Raw genomic sequence first — 22,384 nt, 5'->3', positions numbered from 1 at the left:
CTATGGCAGCGTCAGTGGCTACAGGGAAAAGTATTAGAGGCACAACTGGTTTATTGGCAACGACAGTTGAGTGGATGTCCTGTGTTACAGTTGCCCACTGACCGTCCTCGTCCGGCGATCCAGACTTTCCAGGGTGCAACACAATCGTTCTCGCTATCTCATAACCTGACTGAAGGGCTTAAGGCCTTAAGCCGCCAAGAAGGAGCTACACTGTTCATGACCCTGCTAGCAGTTTTCAAAACGCTACTTCATCGCTACAGTGGGCAGGATGATATTGTAGTTGGCACTGACATTGCTAACCGTAACCGAGCCGAAATAGAAGGGTTAATTGGGTTTTTTGTTAACCTCCTCGTCTTGCGGACCAACTTTGGAGGCAATCCTAGTTTTCGGCAATTGTTGAGCCGAGTGCGTCAAGTAGCTTTAGATGCTTATGCTCACCAAGATCTACCTTTTTCAAAACTAGTGGAGGAATTGCGACCGGAGCGGAATTTAAGCTTTACGCCCTTATTTCAGGTATTATTCGTCCTACAAAATGCTCCAATGCCAGCCCTAGAACTGCAAGACCTTACCCTAAATCCACTAGAGGTTGATAACAAAACAGCAAAGTTTGATTTAGCACTATTCATGAAGGAAACGGAATTGGGACTCGTGGGTGTGTGGAAGTACAGTACTGACCTTTTTGATACCTCCACGCTCGCATACCTAACGGGGCATTTTGAGGCGCTGCTAAACAATATTGTTGCTCAACCTGATGCCCAGATCAATACTTTAGATCTGCTATATAATTTTGAAAAGAAACAACAGACTATGGTAGAAGCAAAACACGAGAAAGACAAACTCAAAAAGTTAATACACATTAAGCCCAAAGCTATAGTCTTACCGCAAGAAGAATTAATTAAAACAGATTATCTACAGCCAGAGGAAAGCCTACCTCTGGTACTTAAACCTGCTTTTCACGATATTGACCTCATTGACTGGGTTAAGAGCCACGAGAAGTTTATTGAAACTCAGTTGCTCAAGCATGGTGCTATCCTCTTTAGAGATTTCAATCTCAATTCAGTGTCAGCATTTGAGAACTTAGCTCAAGCTATTTGCCCAGAATTATTCGGTGAATATGGAGATTTGCCCCGTGAGGAAGCAGGCGGCAAAGTTTACGGTTCCACTCCTTACCCGCCTGACCAAGCCATTTTGTTTCACAACGAAAGTTCTTATATGCACTGCTGGCCTCTAAAAATTTTGTTCTTTTGCGTGCAACCAGCCAAACTCGGGGGTGAAACACCAATTGTAGACTGTCGCAAGGTTTACCAACTCCTCGACCCAGAATTGCGAGAAAGATTTGAGAAAAAGCAATTGATGTATGTCCGCAATTATATTGAAGGCTTAGATATAAACTGGCAGGATTTCTTTCACACCACTAATAAAGCAGTGGTTGAAAACTATTGCCGCCAAGCTAGCATAGAGTTCGAGTGGCTTCCAAACAATGGTTTGAAAACACGTCAGTTGCGACAAGCCGTTGCTAAGCATCCGTACACAGGAGAGCAAGTGTTTTTCAATCAGATTCAGTTACACCATGTATCCTGCCTAACCCAAACAGTTCGAGAATCTTTATTGTCAATATTTGGAGAAGAAAACTTACCGCGCAATGTTTATTACGGTGACGGTTCCTTCATTGAAGATACAGTGATAGCAGAAATTAATGAAGTTTATCGACAAGCTAAAATCAGTTTTCCTTGGCAGCAAGGAGACGTACTGATGCTGGACAATATGTTGACCGCACACGCACGCTACCCTTATGAGGGTTCACGAAAAATTGTGGTAGCAATGGGAGAAATGATTCATTGCGAAAGTATTCATAGCAGTTCTCAATTGGATTCAACACAGACCTAACTTCCTTTCCGATCTCTTCTCAACCTCTTTAAAGAAAGGGGTTGAGAAGAGATCGGAATGTACTATATCCAAACACAGTATGCTATAATTGGGACTCACTAATGCAAAATCAAACTTTAAAAGGCTTTCGACTCTCGCCTCAGCAAAAGCACCTTTGGTCGTTGCAAGAAGATGGCTGTAGTTATTGTACTCAAGTTGCAATTCTCCTTCAAGGAACACTAAACATAGAAGTGTTAAAAGCAGCTTTACAGAAAGTAGTGAATCGGCATGAAATTCTTCGTACTACTTTTCACTATCAACCAGGGATAAAAATGCCTATTCAAGTTATAGCTGATACTGGCACACACTCATGGTATAGTATTAATCTGAGTAATTGCGATCCCACAGAACAATCACTTAAAATAGAGGAATTATTTAGGAAAGAGAGACGCTTTATTTTCAACTTTCAAAAAGATCCTCTTTTGCGTTTATTCCTGATTATTCTTTCACATAATCAGTATATTCTACTAATTAACTTACCATCATTGTGTGCTGATAGTTGGACATTGAAGAATCTAATTCACGAGATTAGCCAGATTTACGCTCTATGTATGCAGGGAAAAGAATTGTTGCATAAACCGATTCAATACCTCCAATTCTCCGAATGGCAAAACGAACTACTAGAGGAAGAGGATGCAGAAACGGCGTGTGCTTATTGGCAAAAACAAAGTCTTATAACACAATACAAAAAAAACATTTTTGGTAAAGAAAAACTAAATCAAAAAAATAAATTTGAAACAGATGCTTACACTTTAACATTACCAAGCATTTTAATATTAAAAATTAATGCTATTGCTACTAAATATAATACGAATACTTTTGAATTTTTATTAGCTTGCTGGCATATACTAATCTGGCGACTCACAAAACAATCAGACATTATTATTAGTACTTTATTTGCTGGAAGAAAATATGAAGAATTATCTGGAATAATTGGATTATTAGCTAAATGGGTACCCGTAAAATCCGTTCTTAATAAAGACTTAAAATTTGTTAATTTTTTATTAAAAATAACTAACGATATCCAGCAAAAAAATCAACATTTAGAATATTTTATAATTGAAGATAACACAAACTTTCATAAGGGTTTTCTGGAATTACCAATTAGTTTTGAATTCGAGGAATTGCCTGAGAAATACCATGCTAGTGGGGTTGACTTCTCACTTCACAAGCGGTACGTTTGTTCTAACAGATTCAAAGTGAAACTCACTTGTTTACAGAGAAAAGAATCTTTAATTTTAGAATTTCACTATGATAAGCTATTTTTAGCCGAAAATATAAAGCGCTTGGCAGGACAATTTCAAACTTTAGTAGAAAGTGCTCTCAAAAACCCAGAAGCAGCAGTCAATGATTTAGATATTCTCGAGTGTAGCGAACGACAGCAACTGTTAGTTGAGTTTAACAACACGCAGATCAACTACCCACAAGACAAGTGTATCCACCAGCTATTTGAAGAACAGGTGGAACGAACACCCAACAATATTGCTGTTGTGTTTGAGAATCAGCAATTGACTTACTGTGAGCTAAACACTCGCGCTAATCAACTAGCTTATTACCTACAGCAGTTGGGTATCAAACCAGAGGTACTCGTAGGGATATACATTGAGCGATCGCTCAATCTCATTATTGGAGTGCTAGGCATTCTCAAAGCAGGCGCAGCTTATGTACCCCTAGATTCAGCAATACCAACACACAGCTTAGCCTTACAGTTGCAAGATACTCAAGCATCAATCCTGTTGACACAGCAGTCGCTAGTCAAGAAGCTTCCTGAAAATGCAGCCCGGATAATTTGCTTAGACACAGACTGGCAAGTAATTACTCAAGAAGCTCGAGATAATCCTCAAACTTTAGTGAAACCTGAAAACCTACTTTACGTAATCTTTACCTCTGGTTCCACAGGCAAACCCAAGGGTGTTGCTATCGAACATCGGCAACTCGCCAATTACCTATATGCAATTTTATATAGACTGAACTTGCCAGCAGAAGCCAGCTTTGCGACAGTTTCCACTTTTGCAGCAGACTTAGGCAACACGGTAATCTTTTCAGCCTTGTGTACGGGGGGATGCTTATATATAATTTCTCAGGAGCGAGCATCAGACCCAAAAGCACTTTTCGATTACTTTCGTTGCCATCCCATTGACTGTCTTAAGATAGTTCCCTCTCATCTAACTGCTCTCTTAACATCTTCCCTACAAGAATCTGTCTTACCCCGTCAGTGTCTGATTCTTGGAGGTGAAGCCTTGAGCTGGGATCTGATTGAGATTATCCAGCGACAAAAACCAAACTGCCAGATTATGAACCATTACGGACCAACAGAAACAACAGTTGGTACTTTAACCTATCTAGTTGAATTTCCTGACCAACTTTGTACTAATCTAGAATCCTCATTCCCAGGCTTACTTGGAATCCAAAATCCAAAATCTAAAACAGTTCCCCTTGGACGCCCTCTAGCCAATACGCAAGTTTACGTGCTAGATACGGAGTTGCGACCCGTGCCTATCGGTGTACCAGGAGAACTGTACATCGGTGGGGCAGGGTTAGCTAGGGGTTATCTAAATCGACATGAAGAACAAGCGGAGCGATTCATTCCTAATCCCTTCACGGATCATTTTGGAACCCAACTGTACAGAACAGGGGATAAAGTATGCTACTTACCAAACGGAAACCTAGAATTCCTCGGAAGAGTAGACTACCAGGTGAAAATACGAGGTTTCCGAATCGAATTGGGAGAAATTGAGGCAGTACTGAGGAAATATTCAGCAGTGCAGGAGGTTGTAGTCTTAGTTAGAGAGAAGGTACTTGGTGACAAGCGGCTAGTAGCATACATAGTTCCAAATTCAAAGCTACGAAGTCAAAATCTTTACTCAACACTCATCAGTAACCTCCGCAGCTTCTCTCTAAGTAAACTGCCTGAGTATATGGTTCCTTCAACTTTCGTACTATTAAAAGCGCTGCCACTCACACCCAATGGAAAAGTAGATCGCCAAAAATTGCCAGCACCCGAACAAACTTGTCCTGAGCTAGAACAATTTTATGTGGCACCACGCACTTCAGTAGAGAAACAGGTAGCTGAAATTTGGGCAAAAGTCTTAGATCTAGAACAAGTGGGTATTCACGACAACTTCTTTGAATTGGGTGGACATTCCCTGCTCCTCACTCAATTACTTGCTCAGGTACGAAAAACTTTCAAAGTTGAGCTGTCCTTACGCTCTCTATTTGAAGTTCCTACTATCGCAGGGGTAGCCGAGAGTCTTGAGAAAACCCAAAAGACAGAATCCTCTACCAAAATGCAGGCGGAAACTTTTGCGACGCTTTTGGCTGAAGCTGTCTTAGATCCGGCAATCTGCGGGGTTAGCTTGACCTATAACCCGAATATCTTAAATCCAACAATCTTTTTAACTGGAGCTACAGGCTTCCTAGGAGCTTTTTTACTCTATGAACTTCTGCAACAAACTCAAGCAAATATCTACTGTTTAGTGCGCTCTAACAATATTGAATCAGGAAAGAAGAAGATTCAAAGCACATTAAAATCCTATTTACTTTGGGATGAATCTAAAAGCTGCCAAATTATTCCAGTTGTAGGAGACTTATCTCAACCACTGTTAGGTCTTTCTCAAGAACAATTTCAAGTACTAGCAAGTAAGGTTGACATTATCTATCACAATGGAGCATTAGTTAATTTTACTTATCCATACTATGTACTCAAAGCTACTAATGTTCTGGGAACCCAGGAAGTTTTAAGATTAGCAAGTCAAATTAAGGTCAAACCTGTACATTTCATTTCTACCACCAGTGTTGTTTCTTGTGGCTATTCTGGAGTTGAAGTTATTCTAGAACAAAATAGTATAAATCATAACAAAATGCCATCAAGTGGCTACGCTCAGAGTAAATGGGTTGCTGAAAAGTTAGTCACAATTGCTCGCGAACGAGGTCTTCCTATTTGTATTTATAGACCTGGACGAATATCAGGAAGTAGCAAAACTGGTGTCTGTAATACAAACGACCACACATTTAGAATGATTAAAGGCTGTATCCAACTTGGTACTGCTCCAGACCGAAACATGATGGTAAATATCAGTCCTGTAGATTATGTGAGCAGAGCGATTGTTCACCTATCCTGGCAAAAAGAATCACTGGGGAAAACCTTTCACTTAGTTAATCCTCACCCTGTTCCCTGGAATCAGATTGTTAATTATATTCGCTCGTTTAACTATCCACTTGTGCAAATTCCAGAGGATAAGTGGCGAGCAGAGTTACTCAATGCCGAGAATAGTGAAGAAAATGCCTTATATCCACTAATGTCTATGTTTTCTGAAGAATTGGGAGCTCGCACTACAAATACAGAAGTATCAAGATTAGACTGCCAAAATACACTTAATGGACTTGCTGGAACCACAATTAACTGTCCACCAGTCAATTGCGAATTGTTTAGTATTTACTTCTCATACCTCATTCGCAGCGGCTTTTTAAAAACTCCACTACTGAGTGATGAAATAGCAAGTTCCTCAAAACAGACAGATTCAGTAGCCAGCAATGGCTAGAAAGAGCCTTGCTTTCCAGAAGCTAAAGTTAAACCACACAATTATTTTATTTAAAACAACAGAAACATGGTATCTATAGAAAGCTTAAATACCCGTCAGCGAAGACATTTACAAGGAATAACCGAGCGCTATAACAAGCGTACAAACAAATCAAAAAAATTTGCAAAATCCTATCGTCAAATTTTAGCTGATAATCAAGCGTTTAACGGATTTAATTTTCCTCTTAAAGAAATGTGTTATCCCATTGTTTGCCAGCACTCTCTGGGATCTAAAGTAAGAGATATCGATGACAACGAGTATGTTGATTTTATAATGGGTTCTGGTATAAATTTGTTTGGTCATAATCCATCTTTTATTAAGGAAGCTTTGATAGTACAACTTGAAAAAGGTATACAGTTAGGTACTCAAATCGATTTAATTGGTGAGGTTACTGAAGGGGTTTGTGAACTTACAGGAATGGAACGAGTAGCCTTTAGCAATACAGGAACAGAAGCTGTAATGACGGCTATTCGTTTAGCAAGAACAGCTACAGGGCGCGAGAAAATTGTGATTTTTTCGGGTTCCTATCACGGTCATTTTGATGGAACTTTAGTAGAATTAAAAAGAAAAAATGGCAATTCAAAAATAGTAACAATTGCCCCTGGAATACTAGCTAATATTGCCGATAATGTTTTAGTTTTAGATTATGGGAATTCACAATCACTTGAAATTATAAAAGCCCATGAGCAAGAATTAGCGGCTATTTTGGTTGAACCAGTGCAAAGCCGACGACCTAACTTACAACCTCGAGAGTTTCTTCAAGAATTGAGGCAATTAACCAAAGAATCAGGAATAACTTTAATATTTGATGAAATGGTGACTGGCTTCCGAATTCATCTTGGTGGAGCACAAGCATGGTTTGGCGTTGAAGCAGATTTAGCTACTTATGGAAAGATTATCGGTGGCGGTATGCCGATTGGTATCATTGCTGGTAAAGCAGATTACATGAATGGGATCGACGGTGGTATGTGGAATTATGGTGATTCATCCTATCCCCACGCAAAAACCACATTTTTTGCTGGAACTTTCTGCAAACATCCTCTAGCTATAGCTGCTGCAAGAGCCGTAATTAAGCATTTAAAGACCCAAGGACTTACTCTTCAGCAGCAATTGAATGAACGCACATCGCAAATGGTCAAAAGACTTAATGATTTCTTTGAAAAAGATGAATTGCCTATCCGCATGGCAAATTTTGGTTCGCTTTTTGGTTCTGCATTTTCAGCAAATTATGTATTGACTGATAATTCTGTATCTTTGCCAGGTTTAGATTTGTTAAAGTATCACTTGCTCGACAGGAGAATTATGCTAAGAGGACGTGGAGGCTTTTTATCAACAGCTCATACAAATGAAGACATTGATTACATGATTTGGGCTGTTAAGGATAGCATAGAAGAACTGCGATCTGGAGGCTTTTTACCTACTAATTCTGCCCAATTAACTAACTAAAATGTAAAATTGAATATGTACGTACTAAGTCATAAATATAACTGTCTTAAGTAGGATAAAACCATTTTTCTAATCTTTATCAAAACAATTTTTCGTTTTGTTTAGATACTTAATTTATCCCAAAAATTTACGAAATAGAAGGATAAACGTTTTATGATTCCAACAACTCGCTATTCTGAGTATGATACTTTTGCTCGAATAATTAACGAATCTTGGGGACCACAATCTAGTGATTCGGTGTTATCGGATGTAGAACAATTACTGCTACAACATCTTCCAGAAAAAGCACACGTTCTCGATCTCTGTTGTGGTGCAGGACATCTAGCTCAAAAACTGCAAAACAAAGGGTATCAGGTAACTGGAATTGATGGTTCAGCAGATCTTTTACGTCATGCATTCCAAAATGCACCTGATAGTAAATTTATTCTTGATGATGCACGCTTCTTTAAATTGCCATCTATGTTTCATGGAGTTGTTTCAACAGGGTATGGTCTAAATCATATTATAAAACTTGAAGAGCTATTATGCACTTTTAAAAATGTCTATGCAACACTTCTATCAAACGGCTTATTCATGTTTGACTTACGGTTGGATAAAATGTATCAGGGAACCTGGAATAATTCTACCCTTGGTGATGTCAAAGAAGATTATGCCTGGGCATTAAAACGGCAATATAACCCAGAAGAACGAATAGGACAAATTAATATTACACAATTTCAATTGGTTAGTAAAAATTGGCAGCGATTGGATAATACTTGGCTAGTGAGAGGTTATTTTAAAGAAGAAGTTATGTCTGCACTAAAAAATGTAGGATTTACAGAAGTTAATGACTACAATGTAGAACGTGATTTAGCTGATAGTAGCGAGGCAAGCACAGTATACTTTGTCTGTCATAAGTAATTAGGTGCAGATCTAGATTTCTGATGTCCAAAATGCAATCTGCATAGTCAATTGTGACTGTTTAGCAAGATGTGAAACTGTTATCACCATATGCCAAGAATTGTCAGAACACATGATAAACTAAACGAGCGCATACCAAGGCTGTCTCTCAAGTTAGCGATCGCTCTTGATGGCTTTTCAACACTAATGGCGTTGATGAATCGAATGCGAGGTGCTATCCCAAATTCCAACGAATTTAGGATTTCTTATTTTCCTCTGTCTAGAGTAATGGAAGAGCGTTATATGGATCGTATTATGATACTACCAATAATATTGGCTGCTTAATACTGTGTTTGGTAAAGAGACTCTGACAAAAAACTTTGGTTAACTTCACACCACTTTCCCAAATGATTTTCATGAGAAACGGCTTCAACACTCAATTTAAGTAGCTCAATCATGAGTTGTCTCCATCAGAACCGCAAGATTGAGAATGATATTTTTAAGATTTGTAACAAAAATATCTCTGGTATTTTACTCACTAAGTTGGTAATATTCAGACTAAGTTAAATAACTTACCTGATGCTACCACCCCAATTCCAGGAGCAGAATTTTGGGGTGAGATTGTCATCGGGTTTTGGATAAAGGGTAATGAGTTTTCTACTTACCCTTTATACCTTAACTTAGCGTGTGGTAAGCGACAGATGAGCTAGAGTGTGTGTGAGGAAGATTGAATGAAGCCCCAGAGATTAAACTATTTTTTCTGGCAGAGTCTATTGCTAACAGGTTCAGTAGTGGTGTTGACAATAAAGCCTCTGCGTGTTGTCGCTCTCCCAATTATAGGGGCAGAAAGATCGGCTAGTAAGCAGCAACTATTACCTCAAGCAATAATGACAAAGTCAGTTGCACCGATTCGAGAGATTCGGAGTCTCAACCAGATAGAGCATCCACTGACCGACGCCCAAAAGTTAGTACAGTCGCCGACACGCACTGGTCAAGCAGAAATCATATCAGTGACGGGAGTGAAGGTCTATAGCACTGATAAGGGTTTGGAGGTAATTTTAGAGACAAATGTGAAGAGCGTAGACGCGCAACGGCTTGTCGATAGACATCGCTTGCAAGTGACTCCGAAAACTGAGGGGAACTCTTATCTTGCTGACATACCTAACGCTCAGTTGCGCTTGACTGGTGGAGAGAGTTTTCGTCAATTAAAGCCAATAGCAGGAATTACTGAGGTAACTGTTACCAATATTGCTCCCAACAGTATTAGGTTAACTGTGACAGGTGAAGCTCTTACGCCAGTAGTGGAGTTGTTTGATAGCCCACAGGAAGGTTTAGTATTCAGAATAACAACTACTGCATCCACTGCACGGCAAAATACGCCAGAGCCAACACCACCTGTAACTGAGCAGCAACAGCAATCGCCGATTGAGTTGGACGTGACTGCTCCACCAGACACAGGCTATCAAGTCCCTAACGCGAGTGTGGGAACAAAGACTGACACCCCAATAAGGAACATTCCTCAGTCAATTCAGGTGATTCCTCGGCAGGTCTTGCAAGATCGGGGATCGTTTAGTATTTTAGATGCAGCTAGGACGGTTGGTATTCAACCTGTTGGTAGGTTTGGGGATATTTATCTACTTCGCGGCTTTCAAAGTAGAAATTATCTGCGTAATCGCTTATTGGATCTCAGAGTTATTAACAGCGTTGAAACTCCAATTACTAATATAGACCGGATTGAAGTCCTTCGAGGACCTACCTCAGTTCTCTATGGTTCGGGTCAACCCAGTGGTACAATTAACTTAATAACCAAACAGCCTCTACCAGAGCCATATTATGCTGTTGAACTAGCACGTGGTGGATACAACTTCTTCAGACCTGCAATTGACCTATCAGGTCCAGTAACAGATGATAAAAGTCTTCTATATCGCCTCAACGCTTCCTACTCTCGTGCTAACAGTTTTACAGATTTTTATAAAAATGAAAACTACTTTGTTTCACCTATCATAAACTGGCGTATCGGTAAGAACACAAAACTGACTTTTGAAGCAGAGTATTCAGAAGTACAGCGGCGCGATCCCAGTTCAAATGGACTACCTGCTGTAGGAACTGTATTACCTAATACGAATGGTACAATTCCGATTAGTAGAGCAATTGGAGAGCCTAGCGATTTTATCAACCGTCGGACAACCCGTATTGGCTATAACTTTGAACATAATTTTAGTAAAGACTGGTCGCTCAATAATTCTTTTCGGGCTTGGTTACTACGCTACGAACAGCAAAGTACTTTTGGGCAGAGTTTAGCATCTAACAATCGCTTGCTCAATCGAACTACACAACTGTTCCCTGAAGGAGTCGATTGGGATAACTATGCTGTAGATACTCACGTAATAGGAAAGTTCAAAACAGGTAGCATCGGACACCAATTATTGCTTGGCTTCGATTTTAACAGAGATGTTTTACCATTTAACTTGATTCGACGGTCGATAGCTCCGCTTGATTTATTTAATCCAGTTTACAATCAGCCTTTAGGCTCTATTACGTTGAGATCCAATACAGAGACTCAAGTTGATGTTTGGGGTGTTTATGCTCAAGATCGGATTTCACTGTTAGACAATTTCAATCTAGTCTTAGGAGGACGTTTTGACAATGTAGATAACGAAGTGAACAACAAAATTACTTCAGTTGTTACTAGTCAAGATGACTCTGTTTTCAGTCCTTTTGTAGGTATTGTTTATCAGCCTAACACAATTGTATCTCTCTATGCTAATTACACTCGTTCGTTTGAACAGAATGTCGGAGTAGCTTTTGATGGAAGTGTCTTTAAGCCCAGGTTCGGTACTCAATATGAAGTTGGTATTAAAACAGATTGGCTAAACGGTAAATTGTCTACAAACCTTTCCCTATACAAGATAACATTAGCTAATGGTCTCACACCCGATCCCGTGAATCGCGGTTTTTCTGTACAAACAGGTGAGCAAGAAAGTCGTGGTGTTGAGTTAATTACACAGGGAGAAATCTTGCCGGGATGGAATATTATTGCTTCCTACACTTATACTAATGCAGAAATTACCAGTGACAATCGTTTTCGTTCCGGTAACCGTCTGAACTCTGTACCCGAACACAGTGCCAGTTTATGGACTACATACACTATTCCAAAAGGAGATTTGCAAGGCTTTGGAGTTGGTCTAGGTTTTATTTACGTAGGAGAAAGGTCGGGAGATTTGGCAAACACTTTTACTTTGCCAAGTTATTTCCGTACTGATGCCTCTCTATTTTATAAGAACAAGGGCTTTAACACGGTACTGGGTTTCAATAATTTGTTCAATATTAATTACTTTGAATCTGCTACAGACGTGCTAGCAGTTTATCCTGGTTCTCCGTTTACAGCCACACTATCTTTGGGATGGCAGTTTTGATGAGAAGAATTTCTCTGAAAGTTTTATTATTAGAAGTTTTGACCGCCTTGTGTACTTGCAGTTACTTTTTTTCATCACTCGTAACTTCATCGCCAGTAATAGCATTAGAGATGCCATCTTCACCCAAAGCAATGCGGGTTGTCCAGCATAGTTTGAGTCAAGTCCAAGTTCCCGTTCATCCTCAACGGGTTGTTGCACTGCATCCCTTTATTTTAGAAGATGCTTTAGTTTTGGGAGTAAAGCCAATTGGTGGTCCTCGCGCCACTTTCTATCAGTTAAATATTTCTGCACAGCAACTCCAAGGTATTGAAGATGTAGGTTGGTTTCCTCCTAATTTTGAAAAAATTCTCCGCCTCAAGCCCGATCTAATTTTGGCTAGTAGTTTCGATCGAGACATCTACCCTTTGTTAGCCCACATTGCACCGACTGTCCTAATTGAGTATCGCAGTAGCGACACTTGGAAACTGACCTTTGAACAATGCGCTGAAGTCTTGAATAAGAGTGAGCAGGCAAAGCAAATGATGAAACATTATTATATACGCCTAGCCAAGTTTAAAACTCAAATGAAAGAACGTTTACAAAAAATTCAAGTATCGGTCTTAAGTGTCAGTTCACAAGATATTAGTTTATACGGCACAAATGGGTTTATTGGTGCGATCTTAAAAGATGCAGGTTTAACTCGCCCGCCATCACAAAACCTAGATACCAGTACCATTCTAAAAAAAGGTGGAACCCGTATTAGATACTCAATATCACAAGAACTATTGTCAGAAGCAGATGGGGATGTATTGTTTGTAGTTCAAGCAAGCGATCGCAGCAATATTAATTCCCAAAAGGCGCTCCAGCAATTGCAAGCACAGCCACTTTGGTCAAAGTTAAAAGCAGTTCAGTACAACAAGGCTCATGTGGTAGGAGTTTATTGGCTTGGTTATAGTCCTGTGTCAGCGCAATATGTCATTGACGATCTTTTTCAGTTTGTAGCTAGTGAGTAAAGGAGTTAACTGTGTTGAATTTGGATGCTATTGAAGAAGCAGTAGTACAAGAAGTTCCTTTCCAGTGGATATTATTTGAAAATTTGATACCAGAAGCACAGAGGTGGAACTTGGCTAACAACTATCCTCAAGACAGTTTTTATCAAGTAGACCATTCAGAAGCTAGTCTTTATTTACGACCAAATATTGTACGTCAAGAAGAAATAGCGAAATTAAACAACCGAAGTGACTACTGGCGGAAGTTAATCAAAGATGGTCATTTAACCCATGAAATCGAGAAGTTAGATCAAGTATGGCAGAGGTTGATTGAAGAAATTTGGAACCCTGCTTATCGAATTGCAATGGAAAAACAGACAGGATTGAATTTGAAAAACCATACTCTGACAATTAGTTTCCGTCGCTATAATTCAGGCAATACATTTGCTCCCCATACCGACCATCCTTCTAAATCCTTGACTCATCTGTTATTTTTTAATTCTCAATGGTCTATGAATTGGGGAGGCTATTTTCGCATTCTTAAAGGCAATCAACCAGATTTTGTCTTTCAAGAGATTCCTCCCCTGATTAATTACTCAGTTGCCATTATACGTTCGGACAATTCTTGGCACATGGTAACTCCAGTTTCAGCAGATGCAACACAACCCCGACTCACTTTACAAATTGCTTTTTGGAAAGATGATTTGTAGTAACAAGCTAGCAAAAAAAAGGAAATTTCTGCAAATTATGCTGATTTTGGGATTAATTTATAATTTTTCACAAAATAGCTCAAAGTAATCATAGTTAGTTCCTAATTTTTCTACTAACTTCTACCAGCTTTCTAGGGTAAAAGGTAAAAACTCTTTCCAATCAGAGGTTAACGTGCCAACTTTTGCGCGATCGCCACAACAAATCACTTGGAAGCGATCGCACTCGTTTACACAAAATCAGCGATCGGTTTAATAACTACATTGCTAGCCGTTGCAGCTTGGGCTTACCTTTGATCTACAGTAATTAACGGGCAACTAAGACTTTTTGCTAAGGCAATGTAAAATGACTCGTAAACAGCTAATTGGTAGGAAAGACCAATTTGTAAAGCACGCGGTAGTAAGTTGCCTACTGGCATAATCTGAAATGGTAAAGCCAAAAGCTCAATGAGTAGCTGCTCGGCTTCTACCTGTGACATTCCCTGAAAGCGCACCTGTTTCCAAAACACATTCGCGCACTCTAGTAGGCAAAACTCAGGCACGCGTAGTTGATACCCTTGATTCATTTGTGCCAATAACACCCTTGCTTGTGGTGTATATGTTTCTCTGATGAAACGTTGAATAACTACACTGGTATCCACTACATAAATTGCCGTCATCTGTCTCTATCCTCACGTAGAAGTTCGAGCGATGTTTTTGCACCTGGTGGTGGAGTCCACATATGACGATCGATTGAGTCAAAAATCTCTTGTAAAGAGCGTTTTTCTCCCGATTGTTCCTGACTGCGTAACCGCTCATCGACAACAGAAGCTATTAACGCTTTGAGTTCATCAACAGTCATATCTTTGACAAGTTTAGTTTCCATAGTTTTCCCTAACCAAATCTTCTACAATAGTAGCGCCCCGTCTAGCAATGCAACTGTTAAGACTTCTCATAATACTATACTTTGCACGGTTATAAGCTGAGTGTTGAAATGAACAACACTCTTTGTAAGGAGTTATCTAATTTTGCTAAGTACACAATTTCGTAGAATCGTAGCGATCGCTATCAAAATGATATTGACATCATCTGAGGTGGCGACCTAAATATTTAATTACCGCCAAATAACCGTGTAGGAGTAGGTCATGCTGAATTTAAGTGCCATTCGCACTGCTACTATGCAAGAATTTCCTTACCGTCATACTTTTATTGAGAAGTTGCTGTCAGAAGAAACCAGTGCTGAACTTGCTAAAAGCTTTCCGCAGCATGAATTTCGGGAATCCACTGGGAATGACCATTGTTTTTTGTGGCGGCGATTGATTGCTAACGATGAAGATATTGCTAAAATGCAGCAACTGAGTGACCACTGGCTTCGTCGAATTGAGTCTAAAGAAGTTACTTCTGATATCGATAACCTCAGTCCCATCTGGCAAAAATTGATTGTAGAATTATGGCAACCTGAGTATATAGAAACGATGGAGGAGTTATCTGGGTTACAACTGAGCAATTGTGTAAAAGTGATAGCGCTACGTCAGTATCATCCAGGACACTACATTCTTCCTCATACAGACCAACCATCGAAAATCCTGACGCATCTACTGTTTCTGAACGAACATTGGTCTAGCGCTTGGGGAGGTTGTTTGCAAATTCTCCACTCACAACAACCAGAATCAATTTATCAAGAAATATTACCACTGAGCGCCTGTTCAGTCGTCTTTGTGCGTGCGGACAATTCTTGGCATATGGTTAATACGGTAACACAAGAAGCACCATCATGCCGATTGGCTGCACAGATTGCTTTCTTTAGTCTTTGAAGAAACCGAATGTGTGCGATCGCCAAACCTGGTCTAAAGCCATTAACCAACCCCGGTTTTGACTATTCCATCCTTTCTAAGTTCCGCATTCGTTTACTTACAGGTCGCATGGAACAAAAGTTACTAAATATACTGTTTTTGTACTTGAAAGAATCTGGATTGCTCAAAACCCATCGCCGACAACGCCCAAAATTCTTTTGTCAGCATTTGATTACCAAAAAAGTTGGTTCAATACATGGAAGCCTGGTAAGATTTTGACAACCTAATTATTGCTCCTACCTTTATTCAAGTTATATTCCTCGTGAAGTAAACTTGTCAGCGTTTTTGAGTCGGGGTAATTAGTCCTAAGGTTACCCACTGTCTGTGATTTCCACTATGGTCTGATTTCCACTATGGTAGGTGTTTCTTTACTAGTGTATTGTGAGGAACTAGAGTTGAGCCAATCGAGAATATCTACTTTTTCTCAGCAATGTCTATTGCTGATAAGTTCTTTATTTGCAATCACAACTCCAGTTCTGGGACAACAGACTCCAAATTCAAATATCAGATCTGAGCAATCCTTGCCCATATTAACAACAGTTTTAACATCACAGTCCGTCAGAGAGATCCCCCGGTTGAGTGAGGTAGAACATCCTTTTATGAGTGCCAATGTACTAGTACAATCGCCTACAACAGGAACAACAGAAGTTGTGCCAGTCACAGGTGTGAAGGTAAATAGCACTGATAAAGGTTTGGATGTCATCTTAGAGATATCGGTAAAAAGTGAACAGCTACAGGTTTCTGCGAGAACTGAAGGGAATTCCTATGTCGCTGATATCCCTAATGCACGGTTACAGTTGCAAAGTGGAGATACGTTCCAACGAGAAAAGCCAGTAGCAGGAATTGCTGAGGTAACAGCCACACAGATTGATGCCAATAGTATTCAGTTGACAATCACGGGTGAGACGGGAGTTCCAACAGTGGAGTTGTTTGATAGTCCGACTGAGGGTTTGGTGTTTAGGGTGACTCCTACTGCGACCACACAGCAAACAGCACCAACATCCCCAGAAACGACTCCACCAACACAACAACAAACTACGCCACAGGAAAAACCAAAGCCAGCCCAGGAGGAGCACTCACCAATTGAGTTAGAGGTGAGTGCTCCTCCTGAAACAGGCTACCGAGTTTCTAACACAAGTTCGGCAACCAAAACTGATACGCCACTGCGGGATATTCCCGCCTCGGTTCAAGTCATTCCAAGGGCAGTTATAGATGATTTGGGAGCAAAGAGCCAGGGAGATGTGCTGCGAACAGTTGGCATTGGACCAGCCTTGTTTAACTCTCAAAATTTTGACGATCCTAAAATAAGAGGCTTCAGGACTTCCTTGAGCCTTCGCAATGGCATAAGAGACGTAACCTCAAGTTTTGCGACTGACATCTCCAACACAGAACGATTGGAGGTTTTGCGCGGACCTGCTTCAGTACTATACGGACAGATTGTTCCCGGTGGTGTTGTTAATCGAGTGACAAAACAACCACTACAAGCTCCGTACTACTTCGCCCAAATGCGTATTGGTAGCTATGATTTCTATCAACCTTCAATTGACTTGTCTGGTCCATTGAATGAGAAGCGAACTTTATTGTATCGACTGAATGCTTCATACTTAAATACAAACAGCTTTGCCGATTTCCTACATCAGGAGCGTTATTTTGTAGCACCAGCGTTCACCTTGCTTCTTGGTAAGAGTACCAGCCTGACAGTGGATGGGGAGTATCAAAACGTTCAGAAACCGAATGGCGATGCCTTTATATCAGGTCAGCCAGCTGTGGGGACTGTTTTATTTAACCCTAATGGGAAGATTCCACGCAGTCGCACGCAATATAGGAGAGCCTTCAAGTGATAGCAGTTATCGTGAGGTAAGTAGAATTGGCTACAATTTAGAGCATCGTTTCAATGATAACTGGGTGTTACACAACGCTTTCCAATTTGGTTATGTTAGCATCTTACAGCAAGACGTCACAATTGGTACCGGGTTGCAATCCGATAATCGAAGGCTTAACCGCCTTACAGTCTTTGATAGCAATGTTTTGAACGGCTACATTATTGATACCAATTTGGTAGGTCAATTAAAGACTGGTAATATTGAGCACAAACTGTTAATTGGTTTTGATTGGTACAGGGAGACTTTCGATCTAAACAATAGTACTTTTGCTCGCGCACCTATTGATGTATTCAATCCTGTGTATGGCTCACCTCTGGGTCGCAGAACGGGTACAACTCAAACACAAAGGATAAACAATACCTTTGGGTTGTATTTTCAAGACCAAATAACGCTTACTGATAATCTCAAGCTAGTTCTTGGAGGTCGTTTTGATTGGTTGGACTTTGACTCTCGAAACCGGATTAATGGAGTAAAAACTACTCAGTCTGATGATGCATTCAGTCCACGAGTGGGTATCGTTTATCAGCCGCTCAAAAACACCTCCTTCTATGCTAGTTACAGCCGCTCTTTTGAGCAGGTAATTGGTAATGATGTACGTGGCAATCCTTTTGTACCGAGTCGTGGAACTCAGTACGAAGTAGGTGTAAAAATTGACCTTTTCAATAGCCAGTTGTCTACAACATTGGCTTTATATGACTTAACCCAAACTAATGTAACAACATCCGATCCTAATAACCCTGGCTTCAACATTCAAACTGGGGAGCAGAGGATTCGGGGGGTTGAATTGATTTCTATAGGAGAATTAGCACCCAATTGGAAGATCGTTGCTTCCTATATTTATACCGATCCCCGCATTACCAGTGACAGAACCTTTAGTGGGAACTTCATTAGTAACTCCCCGGAACATACCGCGAGTCTGTGGACAACCTACACTATCCCTCAAGGATCTTTGCAAGGGTTAGGGTTTGGTCTTGGTGTATTTTATGTGGGCGATCGCGAAGGTGACAATGCAAACACCTTTATATTACCGAATTATGTCCGTACCGATGCTGCTATCTACTACCGACAAAACAACCTACGCGTACAGCTTAACCTCCAGAATCTATTTAACACTCTTTATTACGATGCGGCTCTCAATCGGGCGCGAGTTAATCCAGGCAATCCTTTTGAGGCAGTTTTGAATATCAGTTGGGAGATTTAAGCAGTGCGTCGTATTCTGCAATTGGCTTTAATAGGTGGACTGTTAGTGTTCCTAATGCTGTTGGCTTGCAGCAAAGAGATTCACTACTCTGTTACAAGTAGCGTCAGGAGTTTTTCAAAAGCGACTGCAAACACTACTGTACGGGTAGTTCAGCACTCGGCGGGTAAAACTCTAGTTCCTGTCCACCCCGAACGAGTAGTCATCCTGCATGGCTTTGTGTGGGAAGATGCCATAGCTGTTGGAGTCAAACCGATTGGAGCACCACTCAAAAAATGGGTTTCCCTATTACAACTTGCCCCAAGTCAAAGCCAGGGCGTTGTAGATGTGGACTACTTGCCGACCAATATTGAAAAAGTCCTAGCCCTCAAACCAGACTTAATTTTGGGTTGGTTTGAACTGCAAAAGGACATCTACCCGTTGTTGTCACATATCGCGCCGACAGTACTAATTGGCATTAAAAGTGCTCGGGATTGGAAAGACCATTTTATGCAGGTGGCTGAAGCACTTAACAAAACTGAGATAGCTCAGAAGGTACTGGCTAATTATCATTCGCGTTTACAGAAATTTAAGGCTACTGGTAGCGATCGACTTTCCAAAACTCCGATTTCGGTTATTGGTCCTTATAGCGAAAATTGTCGAGTGTTTAGTTGGGAAAAAAATAGTTTCTCAAAAGGAATTTTAGAGTCGGCTGGTATTACTGTGAAATCTGCTCCCAGCCCTTTGATGCTTGGTAAACTTGGTCTTTCTACGATTTCTTGGGAACGCTTAGATATTATAGATGCAAATATCATTTTTGTAACTCGTTCATATTTTGGAACTATGGAAGAACACCAAACTGCTTTTAAGGGACTCCAAGCTATACCTTTTTGGTCCAGGTTAAAGTCGGTTCAGCAAGGTAAAGTTCATGAAGTCGGAGTTTACTGGGTAGGTAATGGTCCAAAAGCTGCTAATCGCGTACTTGACGACCTTTTTAAATACTTGCTTAACTCATAAGAGCATTTTTGTAACCAAGATATTTCTTCAATGGACGACCTACTTATATCATGCTGGATTTTAACGCTATTACTCAAGCAAGAATGCAAGAGATTCCTTATCGTTGGGCATTTTTAGAAAACTTATTTCCTGAGAAATATTGTCTTGAATTAGCCAATAGCTATCCTCAAGAAGGTTTAGAGCGATTCCAAATAGGTGAGAGATCAATTTTTCCACGTCGAGTCATCATTGATGAGACTAAAGATGTTATCGAGTCACCATATAAACTAAACAACTGTTGGCAGGAGCTAGTGGACGACTTACGTACTAGTGTCTATAGAGCAGCTCTTGGGGAATTGACAGGCTTGAATCTGATGGACGATTTGATGTACATCTACTTCTTTCGTTTCGATCCAGAAGACTCTATCAATCCCCATCCCGATGCTTCTTCCATTAGTATGGTGCAATTATTCTATTTCAATCAAGAATGGGATACTAACTGGGGAGGCTGTTTACGCATTTTGAAAGACGATCGTGCTGACTCGGTTTTTCAGGAAATTCCACCACTACTCAATACTTCGGTCATCTTAGTACGATCGGAAAACTCTTGGCACACTGTAACCCCTGTTGCGTCAGATGCACCCCAGTCTCGACGAGTCCTTAAAGTTGCTTTTCTAAACCAAGAAGAGTTTTTTAAACAAAAGGCCAGTGCCTCATTCGTGACAGGTTAAGAAGTGCGATTCGTTTCTAGCTAAAAAGCACCGACCTAGGTCGGCAAGCCATATGCCCACATTAACATTGCTGCTCCTAATACAGCAGCACCGGGTAAAATCCAGCGATAATCGACACCTATGATTCCCCTAGTCAAATGGGGAACGACTAAATCAACAAAGCTAATTGGTCCGGCGATCGCCACCGCACTACTAGCCAGAACTACCACGCAAGCCGTTGTCGCAGCTTTGGTCCACACAGTTTGCTACCCAATCCAACAGCCACTGACTCTGATAAAGTGAGGATATTGATTTGTCTGCCTAATGCAAAAGCAGTCAGCTATTTGGCATTATCAATGCCAAAAGGAAAAAATAAATTTGCCTGCTCGATCGCCGCAACACATCAAGCAGATATCTTTTTCAGCTACTACACTGGTGTAAAGTTAGCTTTAAACCTCCATTCCGTATTAGCCAAGCTTGACAGTACAAAACAGTTACCTAATCAATAGAAATTATCACATCTGAAGCTTTAATGATAGCGTAAGCTTGTTTTCCTTCTTGGAGTCCTAGCGCTTCTGCTGAAGTTTTTGTGATAATTGCAGTTATCTCTACTCCTGGTGCAATTTCTAACTCTACCTCGTCATTGACAGCTCCAGTAATAATTTTTTTGACAGTGCCTTTGAAAGCATTACGAGCACTAATTTCCATATTCTGACACTCCCTGGTTGTTTTTAACTTTCTGTATATTACCAACCGTCTAGTTACATAATTATCTCCTCTAGGTCAGATGCTATCCGATAGCATTTAGTAAATATGCTAAAAATAGCAGTCATTGACGCTATTTCTCTGGCAAAAGATAACGAAACAAATCATCCAGCACTCTATTAGCTGACAAATAGCTGCCTGCAAGCCAATATTCTCCCATGACATGAACTTTACCTTGCTGCACAACCTTGAGTTTTCTCCACAAAGGTTGTGCCATTAATTGCTCGACCATTTGTTGGTAATTGTCTTTTTTATTAAAACTGAAAGGGACAACAAATAGAATATCCGCATCCACCAAAGGGAGTAGTTCTTCAGATATGCGCTCGTTAACTGGGTTTCCCCCTAGTTGTAGAGAGGTTTTTGCATCCTGATCTTGTAAAGGAGGACGTGTAAGACCCAAGTCCTCTAAAATTACGCCAGAAAAAGCACTTTTTTTCAACAAATTAATCGACCCAGGCATAATCTGCACTACAGATACTTTGGTCGTTTTCAGGCGATCGCCCATCAAGTGTTTAAACTCTGCTACCCGTGCATTGTATTGTGCCACAATTTGTTTGGCTGACTCGGTTTGACCCAGTGCTTCTACAATTTCTATAAATGGTTCTTTCCATTGCCCGTTGTATTTCATGCTATCTAAAACAGTAGGTGCAATTTGCGACCACAGATTGTAAGTGTCTTTGAACCAGCCAGCACTACCTAACAACAAATCAGGTTTGAGCGCTACGACTTTCTCCATGTTGGGTGGAAACCAGCCCAAATTCACAAAATCATCTCGTTTCAACTCTGGGTGTAGTATTGGTACAGGAGCGCCGAGAAGCTTGATACCAAATAGACCAGCAACTTCCGTAGCATACCAATGCAGTGCTACAACTCGTTTGGGATGAAGGGGAACTTCTGTTTCACCCATTGCGTGTTTTACTAAGTGGGTAGTTTGTAAACGCGATGCAGTCGAGGAATGGTTCCAACTGCTGAGATCGGTCATTTTGGGAATATGATAGCTTAGAATATTTAGTATCAAAAGTGCTAACAGTCCAACTAGAAACAATCGTAGAGTACGAGCCACAGCCTAATCACTCCCAGTCCATATATTTAATAGTGC

19 protein-coding genes are annotated in these 22,384 nt (G+C 40.5%); 14 read left to right on the top strand and 5 right to left on the bottom strand.

The window, feature by feature from the left end; genetic code table 11:
* From ACKTT2_RS26290 to ACKTT2_RS26255, 8 genes are all read left to right on the top strand, one after another.
* A partial coding sequence (locus ACKTT2_RS26290) for a condensation domain-containing protein (RefSeq protein ID WP_407892105.1) occupies positions 1-1,887 on the top strand: 1,887 nt, incomplete at its 5' end.
* Between the two features lie 101 nt (positions 1,888-1,988).
* Positions 1,989-6,467 (top strand): non-ribosomal peptide synthetase family protein, encoded by a 4,479-nt coding sequence (locus ACKTT2_RS26285; RefSeq protein ID WP_407892103.1) that lies wholly within the window; start codon positions 1,989-1,991, stop codon positions 6,465-6,467.
* A gap of 66 nt (positions 6,468-6,533) precedes the next feature.
* Entirely contained in the window at positions 6,534-7,952 is a 1,419-nt protein-coding gene (locus ACKTT2_RS26280) for an aminotransferase class III-fold pyridoxal phosphate-dependent enzyme (protein ID WP_407892101.1), read from the top strand.
* Positions 7,953-8,105: 153 nt separating this feature from the next.
* On the top strand, positions 8,106-8,852 hold the full coding sequence (locus tag ACKTT2_RS26275; RefSeq protein WP_407892099.1) for a class I SAM-dependent methyltransferase: 747 nt from the start codon (positions 8,106-8,108) through the stop codon (positions 8,850-8,852).
* Between the two features lie 90 nt (positions 8,853-8,942).
* Positions 8,943-9,176: a hypothetical protein gene (locus tag ACKTT2_RS26270; protein WP_407892097.1), complete on the top strand. Its 234-nt coding sequence runs from the start codon at positions 8,943-8,945 to the stop codon at positions 9,174-9,176.
* A gap of 386 nt (positions 9,177-9,562) precedes the next feature.
* Entirely contained in the window at positions 9,563-12,247 is a 2,685-nt protein-coding gene (locus ACKTT2_RS26265) for a TonB-dependent siderophore receptor (protein WP_407892095.1), read from the top strand.
* Positions 12,247-13,239, top strand: a complete 993-nt coding sequence (locus ACKTT2_RS26260; RefSeq protein ID WP_407892093.1) for an iron-siderophore ABC transporter substrate-binding protein — start codon at positions 12,247-12,249, stop codon at positions 13,237-13,239. Before ACKTT2_RS26265 ends, ACKTT2_RS26260 begins: the two co-directional genes overlap by 1 nt.
* 11 nt (positions 13,240-13,250) lie before the next feature.
* Complete coding sequence (locus ACKTT2_RS26255) at positions 13,251-13,925, top strand: 2OG-Fe(II) oxygenase (RefSeq protein ID WP_407892091.1); 675 nt, start codon at positions 13,251-13,253, stop codon at positions 13,923-13,925.
* Positions 13,926-14,209: 284 nt separating this feature from the next.
* Here ACKTT2_RS26255 and ACKTT2_RS26250 read toward each other — a convergent pair whose 3' ends face one another.
* A complete protein-coding gene (locus tag ACKTT2_RS26250) occupies positions 14,210-14,581 on the bottom strand; it encodes a type II toxin-antitoxin system VapC family toxin (RefSeq protein WP_407892089.1) in 372 nt (123 codons plus the stop codon).
* Positions 14,578-14,787, bottom strand: a complete 210-nt coding sequence (locus tag ACKTT2_RS26245) for a hypothetical protein (protein WP_407892087.1) — start codon at positions 14,785-14,787, stop codon at positions 14,578-14,580. Before ACKTT2_RS26245 ends, ACKTT2_RS26250 begins: the two co-directional genes overlap by 4 nt.
* A 259-nt stretch (positions 14,788-15,046) precedes the next feature.
* On the opposite strand from ACKTT2_RS26245, the gene ACKTT2_RS26240 reads away from it, so the two are divergent.
* From ACKTT2_RS26240 to ACKTT2_RS26220, 5 genes are all read left to right on the top strand, one after another.
* Positions 15,047-15,715 carry a 2OG-Fe(II) oxygenase family protein gene (locus ACKTT2_RS26240; protein ID WP_407892085.1) on the top strand — a complete coding sequence of 223 codons (669 nt, stop codon included), beginning with the start codon at positions 15,047-15,049 and terminating at the stop codon, positions 15,713-15,715.
* 560 nt (positions 15,716-16,275) lie between these two features.
* Positions 16,276-17,595: a TonB-dependent receptor plug domain-containing protein gene (locus ACKTT2_RS26235; protein ID WP_407892083.1), complete on the top strand. Its 1,320-nt coding sequence runs from the start codon at positions 16,276-16,278 to the stop codon at positions 17,593-17,595.
* Entirely contained in the window at positions 17,546-18,838 is a 1,293-nt protein-coding gene (locus ACKTT2_RS26230) for a TonB-dependent siderophore receptor (protein ID WP_407892081.1), read from the top strand. The genes ACKTT2_RS26235 and ACKTT2_RS26230 overlap by 50 nt, the downstream gene beginning before the upstream one ends.
* A gap of 3 nt (positions 18,839-18,841) precedes the next feature.
* On the top strand, positions 18,842-19,831 hold the full coding sequence (locus ACKTT2_RS26225) for an ABC transporter substrate-binding protein (RefSeq protein WP_407892079.1): 990 nt from the start codon (positions 18,842-18,844) through the stop codon (positions 19,829-19,831).
* Between the two features lie 50 nt (positions 19,832-19,881).
* Entirely contained in the window at positions 19,882-20,541 is a 660-nt protein-coding gene (locus ACKTT2_RS26220; protein WP_407892076.1) for a 2OG-Fe(II) oxygenase, read from the top strand.
* Between the two features lie 35 nt (positions 20,542-20,576).
* Here the strand turns inward: ACKTT2_RS26220 and ACKTT2_RS26215 are convergent, their stop codons facing one another.
* The gene (locus tag ACKTT2_RS26215) at positions 20,577-20,780 is read right to left on the bottom strand and encodes an iron chelate uptake ABC transporter family permease subunit (protein WP_407892074.1); all 204 of its coding nucleotides are present in this window, start codon (positions 20,778-20,780) and stop codon (positions 20,577-20,579) included.
* 3 nt (positions 20,781-20,783) lie between these two features.
* Between ACKTT2_RS26215 and ACKTT2_RS26210 the strand changes: the two genes are divergently transcribed.
* A complete protein-coding gene (locus ACKTT2_RS26210; RefSeq protein ID WP_407892072.1) occupies positions 20,784-21,029 on the top strand; it encodes a hypothetical protein in 246 nt (81 codons plus the stop codon).
* Here ACKTT2_RS26210 and ACKTT2_RS26205 read toward each other — a convergent pair.
* Positions 21,019-21,228 carry a TOBE domain-containing protein gene (locus tag ACKTT2_RS26205; protein WP_407892070.1) on the bottom strand — a complete coding sequence of 70 codons (210 nt, stop codon included), beginning with the start codon at positions 21,226-21,228 and terminating at the stop codon, positions 21,019-21,021. The two genes, ACKTT2_RS26210 and ACKTT2_RS26205, sit on opposite strands and share 11 nt — an antisense overlap.
* Before the next feature lie 130 nt (positions 21,229-21,358).
* Entirely contained in the window at positions 21,359-22,348 is a 990-nt protein-coding gene (locus ACKTT2_RS26200) for an ABC transporter substrate-binding protein (protein WP_407892068.1), read from the bottom strand.
* Positions 22,349-22,384: the final 36 nt, after the last annotated feature.

The organism is Scytonema hankhaensis NUACC26 (assembly GCF_045865695.1).
GTDB lineage: Bacteria > Cyanobacteriota > Cyanobacteriia > Cyanobacteriales > Nostocaceae > Scytonema.
Note: the sequence above shows the minus strand (reverse complement) of the source record. Positions and strands in the feature narration are given on the sequence as shown.

Bases quoted from the DNA above. Each gene is read 5' to 3' on its own strand.
- ACKTT2_RS26220 (WP_407892076.1), top strand. From the start codon at position 19,882: ATGCTGGATTTTAACGCTATTACTCAAGCAAGAATGCAAGAGATTCCT.
- ACKTT2_RS26285 (WP_407892103.1), top strand. From the start codon at position 1,989: ATGCAAAATCAAACTTTAAAAGGCTTTCGACTCTCGCCTCAGCAAAAG.
- ACKTT2_RS26240 (WP_407892085.1), top strand. From the start codon at position 15,047: ATGCTGAATTTAAGTGCCATTCGCACTGCTACTATGCAAGAATTTCCT.
- ACKTT2_RS26265 (WP_407892095.1), top strand. From the start codon at position 9,563: ATGAAGCCCCAGAGATTAAACTATTTTTTCTGGCAGAGTCTATTGCTA.
- ACKTT2_RS26205 (WP_407892070.1), bottom strand. From the start codon at position 21,228: ATGGAAATTAGTGCTCGTAATGCTTTCAAAGGCACTGTCAAAAAAATT.
- ACKTT2_RS26230 (WP_407892081.1), top strand. From the start codon at position 17,546: ATGGGAAGATTCCACGCAGTCGCACGCAATATAGGAGAGCCTTCAAGT.
- ACKTT2_RS26280 (WP_407892101.1), top strand. From the start codon at position 6,534: ATGGTATCTATAGAAAGCTTAAATACCCGTCAGCGAAGACATTTACAA.
- ACKTT2_RS26260 (WP_407892093.1), top strand. From the start codon at position 12,247: ATGAGAAGAATTTCTCTGAAAGTTTTATTATTAGAAGTTTTGACCGCC.
- ACKTT2_RS26270 (WP_407892097.1), top strand. From the start codon at position 8,943: ATGCCAAGAATTGTCAGAACACATGATAAACTAAACGAGCGCATACCA.
- ACKTT2_RS26275 (WP_407892099.1), top strand. From the start codon at position 8,106: ATGATTCCAACAACTCGCTATTCTGAGTATGATACTTTTGCTCGAATA.
- ACKTT2_RS26245 (WP_407892087.1), bottom strand. From the start codon at position 14,787: ATGGAAACTAAACTTGTCAAAGATATGACTGTTGATGAACTCAAAGCG.
- ACKTT2_RS26250 (WP_407892089.1), bottom strand. From the start codon at position 14,581: ATGACGGCAATTTATGTAGTGGATACCAGTGTAGTTATTCAACGTTTC.